The sequence below is a fragment of the Musicola paradisiaca NCPPB 2511 genome (assembly GCF_000400505.1).
Classification (GTDB): domain Bacteria; phylum Pseudomonadota; class Gammaproteobacteria; order Enterobacterales; family Enterobacteriaceae; genus Musicola; species Musicola paradisiaca.
The window spans coordinates 2,116,557-2,135,631 of sequence record NZ_CM001857.1 but is presented as its reverse complement, the minus strand read 5'-3'; the positions used below and the strand labels follow the sequence as shown (position 1 = coordinate 2,135,631).

The following is a 19,075-nucleotide window of genomic DNA, read 5'->3' as shown; positions in this document are numbered from 1 at the left end:
TTTGCCCAGCTTGAGTTCCCCTCGGTAAACTCAACCGACATGAAAGTCACGCACACATACAATATTATATAAATAATATAATGTATTGTTTTTGTTAATAAATAATAAAAATCAAACAGGAGTACCCTATGCGTGCCATTATTCAATCATTTAACAATTTAAAAGTTGGCATCAAACTTGCTTGTGGATTTGGCGTAATACTGATAATGTCTGCGCTCATCACGCTAACGGGAATTAATAGCTTTATCAGCATTGATACTTACGAAAATAAATCCATTATTAGCAACGATATTAATAATACCTTGGATGAACTGCGCCGTGTTCGTTTGAATTTCCAGTACACCCGTGATTACAACTCCATGACCAGAAATGGCGAACTGCTGAAAAAAATCGCCGAACAATTGGCGCAGGCCAGCGCCATGAAATGGGACGACAGCGCCCACACATTATTGAACCAACTTAACGATGCCTATAAGACCTATGCCGCCGCTCGCGACGATTTGCTCAAAGCCAGCCGGCAGCGCGATATCGCCGGCGACCAGCTCAACACGGCCCGCAGCGCCGAGGCCATCAATACCTTAAAAAACCGCTTTGCCGCAGCCAATCTGGCTGCGGATACGCGACAGGAATACCTCGCCGTGCACGAGCAACTGATCGACATCCGCGACCTGACCTATGCCCTGTTGATCACCCCCTCTGCTCAGGTAGGAAGCGATCTGCACCAATCGCTCAACCGTGCAGCCGGTATCGTGAACGCCGCGCTGACGCATTTTTCACCCGAACAGCAAGCCTGGCTGAATCAGGCATGGAGCGTTTTCTCCGCCTACGACCGCTACATCACTGATTATATGACCGCTTTTAACGCGGAAAACGACGCCGCGCGTATTCTGGTCAGTTCGGCGGCGACGTTGGACAATGCCTCTGGCGCACTGTATCGCCAGCAGCTGGAGCAGGTTTCCCATACCACGCGCAACGCCCAACAGGAATTGCTGGCGACCAGCATCATCATCATTTTGTTGGGAGTATTGATGTCGTGGCACATTACCCGGCAAATCACGCATCCGCTGAGTCAGAGCCTGGCTGTTGCCCAGCGCATCGCCGGCGGTGATCTCACCGCCACCATCACCGCCCAGCATCATGATGAGTTAGGGCGATTGATGGCCACCATGGATGAGATGAGCCAAAAGCTGAACGCCATGATTCGCGACATCCGCGTCGGCGTAACCAGCGTCGCCGCCACCTCCATCGAGATAGCCGCCGGAAATACCGATCTGTCGTCCCGCACCGAACAGCAATCCGCCGCAATTGTCGAGACCGCCGCCAGCATGGAGCAACTCACCTCCACCGTGAAACAAAACGCCGATAACGCCCACCACGCCTCACAGTTGGCGGCGGAAGCCTCCGCTAACGCCACCCAGGGCGGCAATATCGTCACGCAAGTCGTCACCACCATGAACGATATCGCCGGCAGTTCCAGGCGGATATCCGAAATCACCTCAGTTATCAACGGCATCGCGTTCCAGACCAACATCCTGGCGCTGAACGCCGCCGTAGAAGCCGCCCGCGCCGGAGAACAAGGCCGTGGTTTTGCGGTTGTCGCCGGGGAAGTGCGGACGCTGGCGCAACGCAGCGCGCAGGCGGCCAAAGAGATTGAATCCCTGATTGGCGAATCGGTCGGTCGTGTTGATGCCGGCTCGGCGTTGGTCGAACGTGCGGGCAAGGCGATGGACGCGATCATCCGTTCAGTGACGCAGGTTCATGACATCATGAATGAAATCGCCTCCGCCTCCGACGAGCAGAGCCGCGGTATCAACCAGATATCGCAGGCCGTGACGGAAATGGACGCCACCACCCAGCAAAACGCCGCGCTGGTGGAACAATCGTCTGTGGCGGCCAACTCGCTGGAGGAACAAGCGGCGGCGCTGGAGCAGGCCGTGGCCGTCTTCCGGCTAAATGCGCAGCCGACCACTGCCCAGCCGGCCGGCAACCGACCTGTATCCGCGCTGGAAACCGCGAAAAGCGCCGCCCCCGCGCTGAAAAAACCGGCCCCGCCCGTTGCCGACGACGATCGGTGGGAATCCTTCTAATCTATGCCGACGCGGCGGGAATGCCCTGCCGCCGTCGGTACGGCGTTACGTTTGGCGCGAGACGCCGATTAATCCACAAATTCCAATAGCGTATTGAACGCGGGCAAAGCGACCAACAGCCGCTGCGGCTCGACGTGGCAGGGTAACGGAACCTGCTCGGCCTGCCGGGCTAGCGCCGGACGATCGCCGCCATGCAGCCGCAGTACCGTAAACTGACTGGTTCGCCCGCCGCCGGGCGGCGGCAATTCGGCATAGCGTTCGCCGAACGCCGTCGGCGTGACAAACTCCAGCGCGAACGCCACATCCAGATCCCCCAGCGCCTGAAAGCGGCGCGCCGCGTCGTCCGGCGCCGCCGTCACCCCCACCAGTCGGCTCAGATGCGTTACGCCGTTGGCGTGGCGCCGCCATTCGTCACGCCACACCAGCTCCGGCGTATGGTGCTGACAGAAATAGACCCGGCCTTCCACAAACAGCTCGGCCGCCAGATGGACGGTGCTAAAACGCGCTGGATGGGATTCACCATTAAGTATCACCGGGCGCGAAAAATGGCGTACCGGCTGAATCGCCAACCCCGCCGTCTGCAGCGCGGCGGCGCTGGCGTCAATATTCTGACTGCGGAACACCACCCCATCCAATCCGCGCGGCCCCGCCAACAGCTCCTGTCGCTGCGGCGTTTGCTCGGCCGGTAGGCCAAGCAGTTCCAGATAACTGTCGCCCAACAGCACCAGATGGTTCACCGACCCAAGCGAATGATGGCCTTTGGGCGTCAGCGTAAAGCCCAGTTGTCGGAACAGCGCCGCAGCGCCGTCGGTATCGTAGTGGGTGTTCAACACCAGGTGATCGAGAAAGAGTCGCATATCAGCTCCTGTTAGTGACTGAAACCTGCGGCGACGCGGTTTTCCCCGCATGCCCCAGCGTATGCATCAACCGATTGGCCCAGCCGAAAATCGCCGCGGCATGGATCAACGCCAGAATGTCCTCGCGGCTGAAGCCCGCGTCTTGCAACGCCTGTACCTGCTCGGTCGAGGCCGCCACCGGCGACTGCGACAAAGCGCGGCAAAAATCCACCACCGCCGTCGGCGGGCATCAGCACGCTGTGGCGGCAATCGGCAATGCCGGCGACCCACTCCGGGCGCCGCCGGCGCAGCGCAGACAGCGCGCCCTGCGGATCCAGACCGGCGAGACCGGTTCACCACAATCCTGATCGTCATTCTTCATGCATTCCTCCTGTTGTCAGCCACTCGGGCGGCCTTTCTCGCTACGACACGGCAACCGCATGCCGCATCAATACCGGCCGGTTCGGCCCGGTGTTCTTTACACGATGTTCTTTAGATGTGTTATTGCGCCGGCGTCAGGTCGAAAGCGCGCACCCAGTCATCACCGCGTTTGGCCCAGTGGACGTTTTTTGCCACGCCGTAGGTAGCGGGCTGGGCATACAGGAAGATCACCGGCGCTTCATCGCACATGATTTCCGTCGCCTGGCGGTAGGCCGCCAGCCGCTTCGCCGGGTCGATGCCCGCGCGCCCGTTCGCCAGTGCCTGACCAAAGCCGGCGTGGTGCCAGTACGCATAGTTGTTGCCCGGTGCAAATAGCGTCAGCAAGCCGTCGGCATCCAGCGTCGGCCAAGCCTGCGCCAGCAGCGACGTCGGCGCCAGCTCATGGGTCTTCAGGTATTTGTTCATGTAGCTGCTGAACTCCAGCTGATTGATGGTCACTTTCAGCCCGACCTCGCCCAACTGCGCCGCCACCACCTGCGCGACTTCGTTGCCCTGCAGGTAGGTGCCGGAAGGCACGTCCAGCGTAATACTCCGGGACAGGTCGGCCCCGGACTGCTTCAGCAGTTGGCGCGCCTTGTCCGGGTTGTAGTCATACGCCTTGAGCGCCGGGTTGTAACCGAAATAGGACGGCGTCAGCACCTGGCACTGGGAAACCGGCGCCTGACCGTCGAACAGCACCTGGGAAATCGCGTTTTTGTCCACCGCGTAGTTGAGCGCCTGCCGCACCGTCTTGTTATCCAGCGGCGCCTGCTCGGTATTGAACTTGATCATCACACTGCGCATCGACGGCACCGCGCCGGCCTCCGCTTTGCCGCTTTGGTTGATGCGCGCCAGCTCCGCCGTCGGGATGCCGGTAATCAGCGATACCTCCCCGGTCAGTAACGCGGCGATGCGGCTGGCCGATTCCGGAATAATGCGAAACTCGACGGTATCAAACGTCGGTTTGGCGCCGAAAAAGTCTGGGTTGGCCTTCAGCGTCAGGTGGTCGCCCGGCACGTTTTCCGCCAGCACATAACGGCCGCCGGACAGGGTTTCCGTCGCCGGGTTATGGCTGCCGGCCCACGTCGGCGGCAACAACAGGAACATAGAGATCTGATCGACAAAACCGGGATATGGCGACGCGGTGATCACCTCCAGCTCGGTGGGGGAAATCACCTTGACGTCGGAAACCTGCGTAAACCAGGCTTTGATGCGGGCGTTGACTTTCGGGTCGCGCACCCGATCCAGATTCCACTTCACCGCCGCTGCGTCCAGCGGTTCGCCGTCGGCGAATTTCGCCCCCGGACGCAGCGTGAAGCGCCAGGTGGTATCGTTCACCGCCTGCCACGACGTCGCCAGTTCCGGATGCAGTTTCAGATCCGGCCCACGCAGCACCAGCGCCGGGTAAATGTGACTGAGCACGCTCAGGTCGGTGCCGACCGACGCGGTCATGTGCGGATCCAGCGTATTGACGGTGGTGCCGAGCGCAATACGGGCGGTCTGCGCCCCGGCGACGCTGGAAAACATCAACGCCGCAGCGATGGCGACGGTCGCCCTGGGCGATATTATCGTTCTCTTCATGTGAATCCCCTGGTTGAAGCATGATTTATGGTGGTTGTCGGTCATTGTGGTGTAGGTTATTGTTTTATAAATTATTTATTTATAAGTCATTTATTTATAAGTCATTGTGGTTGCAGGACAAAGTGCTGCGGCGCCGCTTCCCGCCATTGCATCGGCGCATCCGGCAGGCAGGCGGCGATATCCACGCTCAGCGGCCGTCGTTGCCGCTCAATACGCGGATCGGGCACCGGAATGGCGGACAGCAGCGCCTGGGTATACGGGTGGCGCGGGTGCGTGAACAGGGCTTCCGTCGGCCCCATCTCCACGATCCGCCCGCGCAGCATGACCGCCACCCGGTGACACAGGTAGCGCACCATCGCCAGATCGTGCGCGATGAACAGATAGGTCAGGCCCAACTGCTCCTGCAAATCCTGAAACAGGTTGACGATTTGCGCCTGAATCGACACATCCAGCGCGGTAATAGGTTCGTCGGCGACGATAAAGCGCGGGCGCAGCGCAATCGCCCGGGCGATGCAAACCCGCTGACGCTGACCGCCGGAAAACTCGTGCGGGTAGCGCCGCATGAAATCCGGCGACAATCCCACCAGCCGGAACAGCTCCGCCACCCGCTCGCGCCGCGCCTGCGCGCCGGTTGCCAACCGGTGCACCACCAGCGGCTCCGCCACGATGTCGCCGACGGTCATGCGCGGGTTGAGCGCGGAATAGGGATCCTGAAAAATGATCTGCATATCGCGCCGATAGGGCTTGAGCTGCCGCGGCGACAGCCCGTTCAGGCGCTGGCCGTCAAAGAGAATCTCGCCGCGGTCGGGCCGCTCCAGTTGCAGCACCAGTCGCCCGGTGGTGCTTTTGCCCGAACCGGACTCCCCCACCAGCCCCAGCGTTTCTCCCGGCCAAATATCGAAGCTGAGGCCGTCCACCGCCTTGTGCGGCGTCTCGCCGCCCTGGAGCCAGCCCGTCGGGCGGTAGGTTTTCCGTAATCCTTCGACGCGCAGCAGCGGCGTCGGGTTGAGTGTCTCATGGGTCATGCCGCACCTCCCTGCGCCGCCAGCAGCGCAGGCAAATCGTACCAGGCCGCCACCTGATGGCCGGGCGCGCCGCCCGCGACCTGGCGCAGCGGCGGGACTTCCCGAAAGCAGCGCTCGGTGGCGAACGGATTGCGGGGCGCGAACGGATCGCCCGGCGGCAGGCGGGCCGGATCCGGCGGATTGCCGGGGATCGGGTACAACCGCCCGGCGCCGCGCCGGGCAATGGTCGGCAGCGATTTCAGCAGCCCCCAGGTATAGGCGCTGTGCGGCGCGTCGAAAATGGCCTCCACCGGGCCGCGCTCCATGATGCGGCCGCCGTACATCACCTGAACGGTATCCGCCAGCCCGGCCACCACGCCCATGTCGTGGGTAATCCAGATAACGGTGGTGCCGATTTGCCGTTTCAGGTCGCGCACCAGCGCCAGAATCTGCGCCTGGACGGTGACATCCAGCGCGGTGGTGGCTTCATCGGCGATCAGCAGCTTCGGACGGCAGGCGATGCCGATGGCAATCATCACCCGCTGGCGCATACCGCCGGAAAACTCGTGCGGGTACTGGCCCAAGCGCTGACGCGGATTGACGATCCCCACCTGATCCAGCAGATCGACCGCCTGCTCCCGCGCCGCGCGCGCCGACAATCCCAGATGACGCCGCAATGGCTCCGTCACTTGACGCTCAATGGTCAGCACCGGGTTGAGCGAGGTCATCGGATCCTGAAACACAAAGCCGATCTCCCGGCCCCATACCGTGCGCCGCTCTCGCCGCGAAAGCCGCAGCAGGTCGCGGCCGTCGAACCAGACCTCGCCGGCCGTCACCCGCCCCGCCGACGCCAGCAGCCCGACCATCGCCAGCGCGTGCACGCTTTTACCGGAGCCGGACTCGCCGACGATCCCCAGCGTCTCGCCGGCCGTCAGCGTATAGGACAGATCGTTCACCGCCCGTATCGGCCCGGCGGCGCCGTCAAACACCACGCTCAGATTTTTGACTTCCAGCAACGCCATGACGTTACACCTCAAGGTAGCCGCCGGCGGTGCGCGTCAAGTATTCGCGCCCCCCGTCGGTAATCAGCACGGTATCGGAAATCTGGGTGCCCCCAACGCCCGGCACCCGCAGGTTCGGCTCAAAGGTGATCAACATGCCCGGCGCCAGCACCAGCGACGATCGCGAGTCCAACGAGGCGTGCTCATGCGCCCCTAACCCGATGCCGTGGCCGATGCGGCCGGGAATGTAGTCGCCGTACCCGTGCGCCGTCAGCCGGGATTTCACCGCCAGAAACAGCTCCCGATAGGGCGTGCCGGGGCGGATCAGCGCATCCACCTCGCTGCGAATCGTCAGGATGGTATCCAACAGCCGCCGTTGCGGGCCTGCCAGCGGGCCGAGCGCCACCGTGCGCTCGTTTTCCGCATGGATGCCGTTGGCGATGCTCCAGATGAAGATGCCGACGGTTTCGCCCGGCTGCGGCCGGCGCGTGGTCGGGTTGTCGCAGTTGAAAAACAGCCGTTCCCCCGCCAGCGCCCAGGTCGCCAGCCCGCTCTGGACGCCGCCTTCCAGCGAGCCGAAGTCGCACACTTCCACCTGCGGATAATCCTGCGCCCATAACTGTTGCATGGCGGTGGTGGATGCCAGGCTGATGTCCCGTTCGTTGCCGCCGGCGGCGACCGCGGCAATCGCCGCGTCCATCCCCCGGTCGGCCAGACGCGCGGCGATACGGGCGTGGGCAATTTCATCCGCGTCCTTGATCAGGCGGGCCTGTTCCAGTAGCGCCGAAATGTCGGTAAAACTCGCCTGCGGCAGCGTCTGCCGCAGTTCATGAGCGCGTCGCAACGACAGAAAATCCTCTTCGATGCCGACGGTTTTATTCGCCAGGCCGAGATCGCCCAGAATCGCCGCCAACGCGGTCTGCCAGTCGGCGCCCAGCGTCACCTTGTTCGACCAAGCGCCGTACAGACGCACATCGCTCACCCAGGCACTGCCGCGTCCGTGGTTGTCGCGCAGTGCGTGCACCAGCATGATCGGGTCGAGCCCGACGGCGACAATGGCGATCACCGGGTGGGAATAGATAATCGGGTTAAACCCGCTGAGGTAGAAACTGTGCTCCGGCTTGAAGCACACCATGACGTCGACCCCTTGCGCCGCCATCGCGCGGCGAACACGCTCGACACGGGCCGGAAGCCGCGACGCGGCAGAAGTATGCAGCGGTGAATTCATCGTTGGTTCCTCAATGTCGGGTCAAAATAGTCGCGCAACCCATCGCCCAGCAGGTTGACGCTCAATACCGTGAGCAGAATGCTCAGGCCGGGAAAGGTGACGATCCACCAGGCGCTGGACAAGTAAACCCGCCCGTCCGCCAGCATCCGCCCCCAGCTTGGCGCAGGCGGCTGCACCCCCAGCCCGAGAAACGACAGCGCCGCATCCATGATGATGATGCGCGCCAGCTCCAGCGTCGCCACCACCAACGCGGGCGTCAGTACGTTGGGCAGAAGATGGCGCAGCAGAATGCGCCAGCCGCTCGCGCCGATGGCCTGCGCCGACAAGATGAACTCCCGTTCGCGCAGCGACAGCGTCTGCCCGCGAATGATGCGGGCAAAGCGGATCCAACTGGTCAGCGCCAGCACCAACACCAGGTTCTGCAACGACGGCCCCAGCGCCGCCACCACCAGTAGCGCCAACAACATCAGCGGCAACGCCAGTTGAATATCCACCAGCCGCATCAGCACACGATCGATAAGCCCGCCGTAGTACCCGGCCAGCATGCCCAGCAGCACGCCGACGACACCGCCCAGCAGCACCGCGCTCAGCGCCACCGTCAGCGTGATGCGGCTGCCGAACAACAGCCGTGACAACACGTCGCGCCCCAGCTCATCGGTGCCCAGCGGATGCGCCCCCGGCGTCAGTAGCCCACTCCAGCTCGGCGGCTGCATGCGCAGCAGCAGGTTTGACTGGGTGGGCGACGGCAACCCGAACCAGGGCGCCGCCAGCGCCGCCGCCAACAGCAACAGGATCATCGCCAGACCAAACAGGCCGCCGCGGTGGCGGCTCAGCGCCCAAATAACGGTTTTCATCGCGTAGCCTCCTTAACGACGATGGGAAATACGCGGGTCAAGCACGCCGTACAACATGTCCACCATCACATTGATGGCGATGAACAGCACGGCGACCACCACTACGCCGGCCTGGATCACCGGGAAATCGTGTACCTGAATCGCCTGCACGATCAGCCGTCCGACGCCGGGCCAGGCGAACACCGTTTCCGTCACCACCGAGCCGCCCAGCAGCTCGCCGGCGATAATACCCACCATGGTGACGACCGGGATCAGCGCGTTACGCGCCACGTGCCAGAAAAACACCGTATGCGGCAACAGCCCTTTGGCGCGGGCGGTACGCACATAGTCCTCCCGCAGGGTATCGAGCATGGCGGAGCGCAGCAGACGGGCGATGGAGGCGGTGACGAACACCGCCAGCGTGGCGGCGGGCAGCACCACATGGCGCACGCCGCCCGCGCCGCCGGTGGGCAGCCAGCCCAGTTGCACCGAAAACAGCAGGATCAGCATCACGCCCAGCCAGAAGACCGGCGTCGCCTGCCCCAGCAACGCCGCCACCATCACCACCAGCTCCAGCAGCGTGCCGCGCATCAGGGCGGCGACCGCACCCGCCGCCGCGCCCAGCAGCACCCCGAACAGCAGCGCCGTCAGCGCCAGCGTCACGGTGGCGGGCATATGCCGTAGCACCACCTCAAACGCCGGCTGCATGTACTGAAACGAGACGCCGAAATCCCCGTGCAGCATGGCCCACAGCGTGCGGGCGTACTGTTGATACAACGGGAGATCCAGCCCCAGCGCATGGCGCAAGGCGTCCAGCTCCGCCTGCCCGGCACCCACCGGTAACAGCAGCACGGTGGGATCCCCCAGTACGCGGGTGATGAAAAACACCAGTGTCACCACGCCCCAGACGGCGATCAGCGCCTCCAACAGCCGAACCAGAATAAAGCGCGCCATCACACCTCCTGCGGCGACAGGAAGGCGCGGATCGCCGCCAGAACGCGGGCGTTCTGCTCGATATGCACCGGATGATTGGCGCCGGCGATCTCCAGATAGCGCGCCCCCGGAATGCCTTCGGCGATCAGCCGGGATTGCGCCGGCGGGCAGATCCAGTCTTCGCCGCCCACCACCACCAGCGTCGGCGCCTGGATATCCGCCAGACGGTGGCGCAGGTCATAGGCTTTGTCGGCGAACAACGCATTGTGGGTTGTGACGTGCAGCGACAGCGTGCGGGTGCGTTCCAGCGCGGCATCGGCGTCAAACTGCTCGTAATACAGCGGCTGCAACGCCAGCCAGATCAGGCGCAGTTCGACGTCATCCGTCACGCGGTCGGAAAACAGCTTGTCGATCATGGCCAGCGATGCGCTGGGCGCTTTGTGCAACCGCGCGTTGAAGTTGGCGATGGCCTGCGCCTCGTGGTGATGGCTGGGGGCGGTACCGCGCAGAATCAGATGCGATAGCCCTTGCGGATATTTCAGCGCATAGCTCAGGGCGATCATCCCGCCGAAGGAACCGCCGATCACGATAACCGGCTTATCGCCGGCCAGTTGCCGACGCACCGCGTCCAGATCGTCCACCAACTGGTCGAAGGTCAACGGCGGCGTCAGGCTCGACCGCCCGCAGCCGCGCTGATCGTAGGCGATAAGATGGTAGCGATCCGCCAGCGGCAGAAACGCCTGAAAGTCACCGCGGTGATCGCCGATACCGCGGCCACCGTGCAGGATAATGATGGCTTGCGGATGTGATTCTCCCGCCTGCGCGTACACCAGCGAGGCGCCGTTGACGACCATCTCAGCCATGCCGCACCTCGTCGGCGTCGCGCCATTCGTCGCCCAACAACTCCGGCGTCTCAAACGCCAGCAGGTCGGCGTAGTGTTGTTCTCTGTCCTCCACGAACAGGCTGCGGATAATGCCCTGCGTCAGCCGGCGAGCGCCGTCGCTCACCGCCGGAATATCGCCGGACAGCTTGCCGTGGGTAAGGGTCGAGGGGTAATTGAAACAGTGGATCCGCGCCAGCAGCGGGCTTTGTTCCGGCGTTTTGGCCTGAAACTCGAACGCCGGCCCCAGATAGGGCGCCGCCGCTAGCTCCGCGTTTTCCAGACCCGCCGCCGGCGTAAACACATCGCGCCACTGTTTGATGGCCGGAATGAAGTGCGCCAGTTCGCTACGCTGCGGCAAATCCACCTGAAAACCGGTGGCGAAAATCACGAAATCAACTGACCAGTCGCCTTTGGGCGTCGTCAGGCGTACCGCGCCATCCGTCGTGGTCAACGCCTCGACCGAGCTGCCGGCATGGAAAAAGGCGTTGGCATGACGCGACACCCGCAGGGTGGAATCCCGCGGCGGCGGCGTCTGGGCCGCCAGCGTGGTATGCAGAAATTTCCACTTCCAGTCGTCGCTGAGCCCCAGAAAACCCTGCACCACCCCCTGACTGGCAATGCCGGTGAATTTGTTGATACGCGGGATATCCTGCCGCCGGAAAAACAGGTGCACTTCGCCTGCCCCACGCTCCAACGCTTCGGCGGCATTGTCCATCGCCGAGGCGCCCGCGCCGATCACCGCCACACGTTTACCGCGCAGAGCGTCAAAGTCGATGGCGTCGGAGGTGTGCGCCCAGTAGCGCCGATCCAGCGTTTCGGCGATAACCGGCACATACGGCCCGCCTAATCCATCGCGCCCGCTCGCCACCACCACCCGGCGTGCGTAGTAGCGTCGCACCTCGCCGCGGGTCAGATGGCGGGTTTCCAGCGCCAGCAGCCCGTCCGTACCCGGCAGGATCCGGGTGATTTCGGTGTCGTTCTGCACCGGCAGATCCAGCACCCGACGATACCAGACCAGATAATCCATCCACTGGGTGCGGGGGGATCTTGTCCAGCGCATCCCAGGCGTGTTCGCCGAACTGTGCCTGATACCAGGCGCGAAATGTCAGCGACGCCAACCCCAGCGCCGGGCCGGTTAGTTGTTTCGGCGAGCGCAGCGTCGCCATGCGCGCGTAGGTTTTCCACGGCCCTTCACGCCCGGCGCCCGCCCGGTCGAAGCAGCGCACATTGTCCACCCCCGCCAGCCGCAACGCCGCCGCGGCGGCTAATCCGCACATGCCGGCCCCCAGAATCGCCACATCCAGCACCGGTTGCCCCTGCGCCGTTTGTCGCGGCGGCACCCAGGGCCGAGCGGGCAATTCCAGCCATTGCAGTTCCTCTTTCAATCGGGCTTCCAACGCGAGCAACCCGCCCCCCTGTCGTGACGCCATGGATTCCAACTCCTGTGTTCAATCATGCGACGGACGAACATCCGCCAAATATGTGTTTTACACATTATTATCGCGTATTGATTTGTTTAATTAATGATAAAAAACGCTGAGGTTATGAGGAAAATTGCATATACATCAGGGGGAAAATGCCGCATCCTGTCGCCAAAATTGACCAGGCTCACGATGGATAGAGCGCGCGTTGGTGATAATCCCGCCGCGTTTTCCCGTCGGGAAGACACGGAGTGCGTCAACGAGCTATGCGGGAGACCCTGTGAAAAAACCACAACGGACGGAAGACGGCGTCATGGCCCATACCCCCCTGTTGGACGATCTGGATTTACGCCAGTTGGAAGCCTTCGCCACGGTGATTTCCGCCGGCAGCATTACCGCGGCGGCCAAGCTGCTGCATCGTTCCCAACCGGCTGTGACCCGTCTGATTCAGGAATTCGAAAGCAAAATCGGTTATCCGCTGTTTCAGCGCAACGGGCCGCGCATTACCCCGACCGAGCAGGCGTATCAGTTGCACGAATCGGTAGAGCATGCGCTGATCTCGCTGCGGCAGGTGCAAGTCCGGGTACGGGAGATCGCCGACGACGAAGAGAAACCGCTGGTGGTGGCCGCCACCCCGGCGATGTCGGTCGGCCTGCTGCCGCAGGCGCTGGCGCGGCTGACGCTGACCGCACCGTTACAACTGCTCAGCCAATCCGCCGAGCAAACGTTGCAGGCGGTGATTGCAGGACATGCCGACCTGGCCATCAGCAGCCTGCCGCTGGAGCATCAGAATGTGAATCGCCACTGGATTGGCCAATCCCGCTGCGTGGTAGTGCTCAACGATAACGATCCGCTGGCGCAGGCGCCGGTGGTGGCGTTGCAGGCGCTGGCCAGTCGTCGGCTGATTACGCTGTACAACCCGTACCGGCTGCGCAACCGCTTTGAACAGGTGCTGAAAAAAGCGGGCATCAAACCCCGGTACGTGATCGAAACCAATTCTTCCGCCACCATTCTGTCCTGCGTGCGCGCCGGATTGGGCGCGGCGATTACCGAGCCGGTGACGGCCTACGGCCTGCCGCTGGACGGGCTGGCGATTCGGGAACTGGATACGGACATTCCCTACCACTTCGGCGTGGTGACGCCGCAGTCCCGAACGCCAAGAACCCCGGTGCTGCAACTGATCGACGCGCTGGAGGCCAGCGCCCGGGAACGCTTGCCGGCGTTTGCCCTGTTTCATTCAGACGATCATCACCGCATCATGACCACGCTGAATAACTAGGCAGCCAGGCATCGAGGCACGCGGGGCGACCACAGGGATCAAACGGCGCGGCGTAAATTCCGGGAGATAGCGATAATCATCACCGGAATTAAACATCGCTTATCCGGGTATATCGCGCAGGACAAAGAGATTTCCGCCCTATTCATTCATCGGCAATTAATGAATGAATCATGCGCGTAAAGCATAAAAATACCGTCGGCTACCGACGAAGATACATTACCGCCGCTGGCGGGACGGGCTTCGTGCGCACTGGTTTCAGGCCTCGCGCTATCTGAGCGCGCCTGCCGGGCGGTGCTGGAGCATCATTCCGTTATTTCCATCCACCGAGGGGAATTATTCATGCCCGCCGGGCGGAATACGCTATCGCAAATATAACCAGAGCAAAGATAACCCGGACGACATCCGATTCGTGGTAAGGACTCAATGATGAAAGTCACTATTCTGGGAGCCGGCAATATCGGCCTGGCCAGCGCGGGCTGGCTGGCGCACGCCGGGCATACGCCAGTGTTGTGGTCGGCCGTGGCGGACGAACTGCTGGCGTTGCAAGACGCAGGCGCGCTGACCTGTACGGGGATCCTCGCCGGGCAGTACCGGCTGGCGGTCACGCCGGATATCGCGCAGGCGGTGGCGGATGCGCCGGTCGTCCTGCTGTGCGTGCCCGGCTATGGCCACCGGGCGGTGATGGACGCGCTGGCGCCCCATTTGCAGCCGGGCCAGTCGGTTATCATCAACAGCGCCTGCTCGCTCAGCGCGCTCTATCTGGCGGAGCAGCTGGCGACACGCGGCCTTACGCTGCCGATCATCACCTGGGGCACCACGCTGCTGACCGCCCGGCGCCAACCGGATGGCCACTCCGTCGCCATCATGGCGGCCCGCCAGTTCGTGGATGTCGCCACCCTGCCGATAACCCACAACGCGCAGAGCATCGCGCTGTGCGCCGGGCTGTTCGGCGCGCGCTTCCGGGCGCAATCCGACGTCCTGGCGACATCGCTCATCAATATCAACCCGATTGCCCACCTCGGGCTGGCGCTCTGTAATGTGACCCGCATGGAGCGCCATGAAAGCTGGCCGCAGTATCACTACCTGACCGACGGCGTGGCGCGGCTGATTGGCGCGCTGGAGCAGGAGCGGCAGCAATTGGCGGCGGCGTTCGGTCTGTCGTTGCACAGTATTGAAGAGCACTTTCGGCAGTCATTCGACCTGCCGCAACAAGAACTGGCGGATATCGCCGCCGAGCTGCACCGCCGCCGCGGCGGCCCGGCGGGGCCGCAAACGCTGGACACCCGGTTTATTCTGGAAGATACCCCCTACGGGCTGGTGTTCGCCGAGGCGATCGCCCGTTACGCCGGGCTGCCGCTGCCGTTGCACACCGCCGCCATCCATGTCGCCAGCGCCATCTGGGGGGCAGGATCTGCGCGAGCAAAACAACATCCTGCCCGCACTGGCGCTGGATACCCTGCCGCCGGACGCCTTCCGGCGACGCATCCGCCAGGGCTACGCCTGATCTGCGCTACGCCGCGTCCGGTTGCAGGTTCAGCAGTTGGATGATGGTGTGCATCACTGCGTCGTCGTCGTTGGAGCGCGTGATAAAACGGGCGGCGGCTTTGGTTTCCTCAAACGCATTGCGCATGGCGAAGCTGTAATCGCCGCAACGCATCAACTCGATGTCGTTTAACCCGTCACCAAAAACCGCGGTTTCTTGCGGCGTTACCTGCAACATGTCCTGCAACCGGGCCACGGTGCTGCCTTTATGTACCCCGGCATCGGCGATATCGATCCAGGCCGCTTCGGACACCACGATATAAGCGCGATCGTCATAAGGTGCGAGATGAGTACGGGTCTGATGGCAACGTCCGTTTTCATCGAACAGGGAGATTTTGACAAAATCATCCGTTACGGCGTTGAAATCCGGCACCAGCCGGACAGTGGCATAGGATTTTTTGACTTTTTCGATCATCGCCGGCGCCAGCGAATCTTTCAGCACCGCGCCGTTGGGGGTACAGGCGATGATCACCGGCTCCTGATTAACGGCTTCTAGCGTCGCGATCATCTCCCGGCCGAGCGCATTATCGATTAGCGACTGGTAGGCATACCGCCCCCGGTGTTTGATGCGGGTGGCGCTGTCGCCCAGGATCCAGAAATCCGCCGCCGACGCGCCGAACAGTTCTTCCACCCGGTCGCACTGCTTGCCGGTACAGGGTGCGAAATGCACGCCTTTACGCTGCATCAGCGCGTTAACGTCGGGAAACAACATGCGGTTGAAATCGCCGGCGCTGTTCAAGAAGGTTCCATCAAGATCGGTAATTATCAATTTGATCATCACTGTCTCCGTAAGGCGTACTCGCCCCCGTTACATGGTCACGGCTCGGGACACCAACGCTACCGTCGCCAATAACGCGCTGACCACCAGAAATGCGGCGGGCAAACCGCTGTGATGCGCGATAAAGCCTACGCCGGCAGGCCCTGCCAGCACGCCCACGTATCCCAGCGTAGTCACGGCCGGCACCGCTGCGGCCTGCGGCATGCTGGTCTGGCGGCCGATGGCGGTAAACATCACCGGTACGATGTTGGCGCATCCCATGCCGACCAGCGCGTAACCCAGCAGCGTCAGAGGCCAGGCAGGGATCATCACCGCGATCAACAAGCCGAACGCCGCCAGCACGCCGCCCACAGTAACCACCCGGTGCGGCCCCAGACGGCTGACGACGCGATCGCCGGTCAGCCGCCCCAGCGTCATCGCGGCGGCGAAACAGGCGAACCCCAGCGCCCCCAATGTATCCGGCATACCACGGTATTCGGTGAGGAAGACCGCGCTCCAGTCCAGTACCGATCCCTCCGCCAGAAACAGGGCGAAGCAGATACCGCCAAGCAACAACACTGCGCCGCGCGGGATGGCGAATGCCGGGCCTTCCGGCGGATTGGCGTAGGTCAACAAGCCACGGCGGTGCTTCACCAACAGTGCCAGCACCAGCAATGCGACGGCTGCACTGGCGGCTAATGCCGACATACCGCCCGACATCATGCCGCTCATGGCCACCGCGCCCGCGATGCCGCCGACGCTGTAAAACCCGTGGAAGCCGGACATCATCGGCCGCCCCGCCGCCTTCTCCACCAGAATCGCCTGGATGTTCATCGCGCAGTCGGTGATACCGACGCCGACGCCGAAGAACAGCAGCGCGACGGCCAATGCCCCGACGTGGGAAATCACCGCCAGCAGCGGCAGCACCAGACAAAACGCCAGCACCGCGACAACCAATACCCGCCGGCAGCCGAAGCGGGTGGTCAGCAGGCCGCTGGTCGGCATCGCCGCCAGCGCGCCGCCGCCGAGGCACAACAACAGAACGCCCAGCATACCGTCGTTAACACCGGTATTGAGCTTGGCGAAAGGCACCAGCGCCCCCCACGCCGCCGTGGCGAACCCGGCCAGAAAAAACATCGCCCGCGTCGCCGATTGTTCGCGCCGGGCGAGCAAGGCATCATCCTGCCGCATTGCATTGGTCAACACGCTCATCTGCCCTCATCCATCCTGACTGTTATTTATTCAACAAGCGCGCTGTTCACCCGACGGCGTATCCACCGTTGAGCACCCGGAGCACCTCATCGTGCAGCGGTGGACAACCGCAGGCCAGCACTGTCCCGCCGGCCTCAGCCGGTGCCCCCGCTAACGTGGTCACTCTGCCGCCCGCCTGCTCGACAATGGGGATAAACGCCGCAATATCATAAGGCTGCAAGGCATATTCCAGACAAATGTCGATCTGCCCGGCAGCCAGCATCGCCATGGCGTAGCACTCACCACCGTAGCGCGTCATCAACGTGCGTTCGGTCAACTCGTGGAAATGCACATGCGGATAACGGCTGATCGGCTCCGGTGAGGTGGTATGCACGATGGCCTGATCGAGCGACACATGCTGACGAGTCTCCAGTTGACGTATTTCCCCCTGCGGCCCGCCATACCATGCCTTCTCGCCGTCAGCCCAGAAACGCTCGCCGGTAAACGGCTGGCTCATCATGCCCATCACTGCCCGGCCGCTATCCAACAAGCCGATCAACGTGCCCCATACCGGCAGACCGCACAGGAATGGGCGGGTACCGTCCACCGGATCCAGTATCCATTGAAGATCGCCGCTGCCGGTGGCGCCGAACTCCTCCCCCAGCATGGCGTGTTCAGGGTAACGCGCAGCAATCAACGCGCGAATCACCCGTTCCGCTTCCCGATCCGCATCCGTCACCGGATCAAAACGAAACCCCTCTTTAGGTTTACTGCCGATATGCAAATTCTGCCGTGACCGGAAGCGCGGCAACGTTTCCCGGCTGGCGGCATCGGCCAATTCATGGAAAAAAGCGATTTCTGGCAGTGGCTGTCGCATCATTATTCCACCTTTAGGTTGCAGTGATATTGACAAACGCAGCAAGCAACGCTTGAATATGCTCGTTTTGCTCGATTATCCCCGAAATATAAGGATTTTTTATGCTCGATTATGCCTCTTTCCCGGAACAACGGCAATCCCTAATCCGGGAGCTACTGCAGAAGGAAGGTCGGGTCGTCTGTGCCATGCTGTCGCAAACGCTACAGGTGTCCGAACACACCATCCGGCGCGATCTGCAAGAGCTGGCGCGGGAAGGCGTGTGCAAGCGCGTGTACGGCGGCGCGGTCAGCATTTCGCCGTCCTCGGGCAATTTCACCCACCGGGTTAACGACAGCAGCGCCGGCAAAACCCAGTTGGGAAAGACCGCCGCCGCGCTCATCCGCAGCGGCGGCTGTATCTTTATCGATTCCGGCTCTACCAACCTGGAGGTGGCCAAAGCGCTGGCGCCGGATATCGCGCTGACGGTAGTGACCGGTTCGCCAGCCATTGCGCTGGCGTTGATCAATCATCCCAACGTCGAAGTGATTATGTTGGGAGGCCGCCTCGATACATTGAGCGGTGGTTCACTGGGGGCCACCGCGCAGCAACAGCTTGCAGCAATCTATTTCGATCAATGTGTGCTGGGCGCCTGCGCATTGGATGCCGAAGCGGGCGTCACGGTGTTTAACTTTCAGGATGCAGAGCTCAAGCAGGCGGCAGTGCGCCAGAGCAATGAAGTGATCATTGCCATCACCTCGGAAAAAATTCCCGCTGTCGCCCGCTATCGCGTTGCCGACTGCAGCGATATCACCACGCTGGTGGTAGAACAGGATCTGTCGCTGGATAAACTGGCGGGATTCGTCGGCAAAGCCCTTAATATCCAGTTCACTGCCAGGCAATGAAAACCGCCGTTCTTCCTCTGCGCGCTGCGCGTGGGTATTTCCGGCAGCCAGTGGTTGTCCACCGCCTGGCGCGGCCCTAATCCAGCCGGTTCGGCACACTTAGCCCGCCCGCCGCCGCCGCCAATCCATACTGGCATTTACCGGGAAGACATGGGGGGGTGGTTCAACGGGAATTCGGGCCACGGTGAACAGGTCACACGATCAACGCCGGGATATCGATAAATAATCCTGATGAAAATGGGCATTTTCTGGTGTTTTTGAGGGGATCACTTATAGTCACTAACACAATAAAATTGCGGATATACCCTGAATTATTCGAG

Annotated in this window: 18 protein-coding genes; 4 read left to right on the top strand and 14 right to left on the bottom strand. The window is 62.3% G+C overall.

What is annotated here, in order from left to right; all coding sequences use genetic code 11:
* Positions 1-128: 128 nt before the first annotated feature.
* On the top strand, positions 129-2,087 hold the full coding sequence (locus tag DPA2511_RS09325; RefSeq protein ID WP_012765419.1) for a methyl-accepting chemotaxis protein: 1,959 nt from the start codon (positions 129-131) through the stop codon (positions 2,085-2,087).
* Between the two features lie 68 nt (positions 2,088-2,155).
* Here the strand turns inward: DPA2511_RS09325 and DPA2511_RS09320 are convergent, their stop codons facing one another.
* From DPA2511_RS09320 to DPA2511_RS21455, 11 genes are all read right to left on the bottom strand, one after another.
* Entirely contained in the window at positions 2,156-2,944 is a 789-nt protein-coding gene (locus tag DPA2511_RS09320) for a VOC family protein (protein ID WP_023638278.1), read from the bottom strand.
* A 1-nt stretch (position 2,945) separates the two neighbouring features.
* Complete coding sequence (locus DPA2511_RS21460) at positions 2,946-3,137, bottom strand: carboxymuconolactone decarboxylase family protein (protein WP_196805860.1); 192 nt, start codon at positions 3,135-3,137, stop codon at positions 2,946-2,948.
* A gap of 36 nt (positions 3,138-3,173) precedes the next feature.
* The gene (locus DPA2511_RS24100) at positions 3,174-3,305 is read right to left on the bottom strand and encodes a hypothetical protein (RefSeq protein ID WP_264176042.1); all 132 of its coding nucleotides are present in this window, start codon (positions 3,303-3,305) and stop codon (positions 3,174-3,176) included.
* Between the two features lie 119 nt (positions 3,306-3,424).
* Positions 3,425-4,924, bottom strand: a complete 1,500-nt coding sequence (locus tag DPA2511_RS09310; RefSeq protein WP_012765416.1) for an ABC transporter substrate-binding protein — start codon at positions 4,922-4,924, stop codon at positions 3,425-3,427.
* A 101-nt stretch (positions 4,925-5,025) separates the two neighbouring features.
* On the bottom strand, positions 5,026-5,949 hold the full coding sequence (locus DPA2511_RS09305; RefSeq protein ID WP_012765415.1) for an ABC transporter ATP-binding protein: 924 nt from the start codon (positions 5,947-5,949) through the stop codon (positions 5,026-5,028).
* Positions 5,946-6,950, bottom strand: a complete 1,005-nt coding sequence (locus DPA2511_RS09300) for an ABC transporter ATP-binding protein (protein ID WP_012765414.1) — start codon at positions 6,948-6,950, stop codon at positions 5,946-5,948. The genes DPA2511_RS09305 and DPA2511_RS09300 overlap by 4 nt, the downstream gene beginning before the upstream one ends.
* Before the next feature lie 4 nt (positions 6,951-6,954).
* The gene (locus tag DPA2511_RS09295; RefSeq protein ID WP_012765413.1) at positions 6,955-8,157 is read right to left on the bottom strand and encodes a M24 family metallopeptidase; all 1,203 of its coding nucleotides are present in this window, start codon (positions 8,155-8,157) and stop codon (positions 6,955-6,957) included.
* Positions 8,154-9,011, bottom strand: a complete 858-nt coding sequence (locus tag DPA2511_RS09290) for an ABC transporter permease (RefSeq protein WP_012765412.1) — start codon at positions 9,009-9,011, stop codon at positions 8,154-8,156. The genes DPA2511_RS09295 and DPA2511_RS09290 overlap by 4 nt, the downstream gene beginning before the upstream one ends.
* 12 nt (positions 9,012-9,023) lie before the next feature.
* Positions 9,024-9,944 (bottom strand): ABC transporter permease, encoded by a 921-nt coding sequence (locus DPA2511_RS09285; RefSeq protein ID WP_012765411.1) that lies wholly within the window; start codon positions 9,942-9,944, stop codon positions 9,024-9,026.
* On the bottom strand, positions 9,944-10,786 hold the full coding sequence (locus DPA2511_RS09280; RefSeq protein WP_012765410.1) for an alpha/beta fold hydrolase: 843 nt from the start codon (positions 10,784-10,786) through the stop codon (positions 9,944-9,946). The genes DPA2511_RS09285 and DPA2511_RS09280 overlap by 1 nt, the downstream gene beginning before the upstream one ends.
* The gene (locus DPA2511_RS21455; RefSeq protein WP_318903385.1) at positions 10,779-11,792 is read right to left on the bottom strand and encodes an NAD(P)/FAD-dependent oxidoreductase; all 1,014 of its coding nucleotides are present in this window, start codon (positions 11,790-11,792) and stop codon (positions 10,779-10,781) included. The genes DPA2511_RS09280 and DPA2511_RS21455 overlap by 8 nt, the downstream gene beginning before the upstream one ends.
* A 749-nt stretch (positions 11,793-12,541) precedes the next feature.
* On the opposite strand from DPA2511_RS21455, the gene DPA2511_RS09270 reads away from it, so the two are divergent.
* Both DPA2511_RS09270 and DPA2511_RS21450 read left to right on the top strand, forming a co-directional pair.
* A complete protein-coding gene (locus DPA2511_RS09270; RefSeq protein WP_012765408.1) occupies positions 12,542-13,507 on the top strand; it encodes a LysR substrate-binding domain-containing protein in 966 nt (321 codons plus the stop codon).
* Positions 13,508-13,930: 423 nt separating this feature from the next.
* Positions 13,931-15,055, top strand: a complete 1,125-nt coding sequence (locus DPA2511_RS21450) for an NAD/NADP-dependent octopine/nopaline dehydrogenase family protein (RefSeq protein ID WP_196805859.1) — start codon at positions 13,931-13,933, stop codon at positions 15,053-15,055.
* Here DPA2511_RS21450 and DPA2511_RS09260 read toward each other — a convergent pair.
* From DPA2511_RS09260 to hisN, 3 genes are read right to left on the bottom strand one after another with little or no spacing between them, the layout of a single operon-like run.
* Positions 15,018-15,827 carry an HAD-IIB family hydrolase gene (locus DPA2511_RS09260; RefSeq protein ID WP_012765406.1) on the bottom strand — a complete coding sequence of 270 codons (810 nt, stop codon included), beginning with the start codon at positions 15,825-15,827 and terminating at the stop codon, positions 15,018-15,020. The genes DPA2511_RS21450 and DPA2511_RS09260 overlap by 38 nt on opposite strands.
* A 30-nt stretch (positions 15,828-15,857) precedes the next feature.
* Positions 15,858-17,018, bottom strand: coding sequence for an MFS transporter (locus tag DPA2511_RS09255; RefSeq protein ID WP_012765405.1), 1,161 nt, complete (start codon positions 17,016-17,018; stop codon positions 15,858-15,860).
* A gap of 46 nt (positions 17,019-17,064) precedes the next feature.
* Complete coding sequence (gene hisN, locus DPA2511_RS09250) at positions 17,065-17,874, bottom strand: histidinol-phosphatase (protein WP_023638275.1); 810 nt, start codon at positions 17,872-17,874, stop codon at positions 17,065-17,067.
* A gap of 101 nt (positions 17,875-17,975) precedes the next feature.
* Here hisN and DPA2511_RS09245 point away from each other — a divergent pair, with 101 nt between their 5' ends.
* On the top strand, positions 17,976-18,755 hold the full coding sequence (locus DPA2511_RS09245) for a DeoR/GlpR family DNA-binding transcription regulator (protein ID WP_012765403.1): 780 nt from the start codon (positions 17,976-17,978) through the stop codon (positions 18,753-18,755).
* Positions 18,756-19,075: the final 320 nt, after the last annotated feature.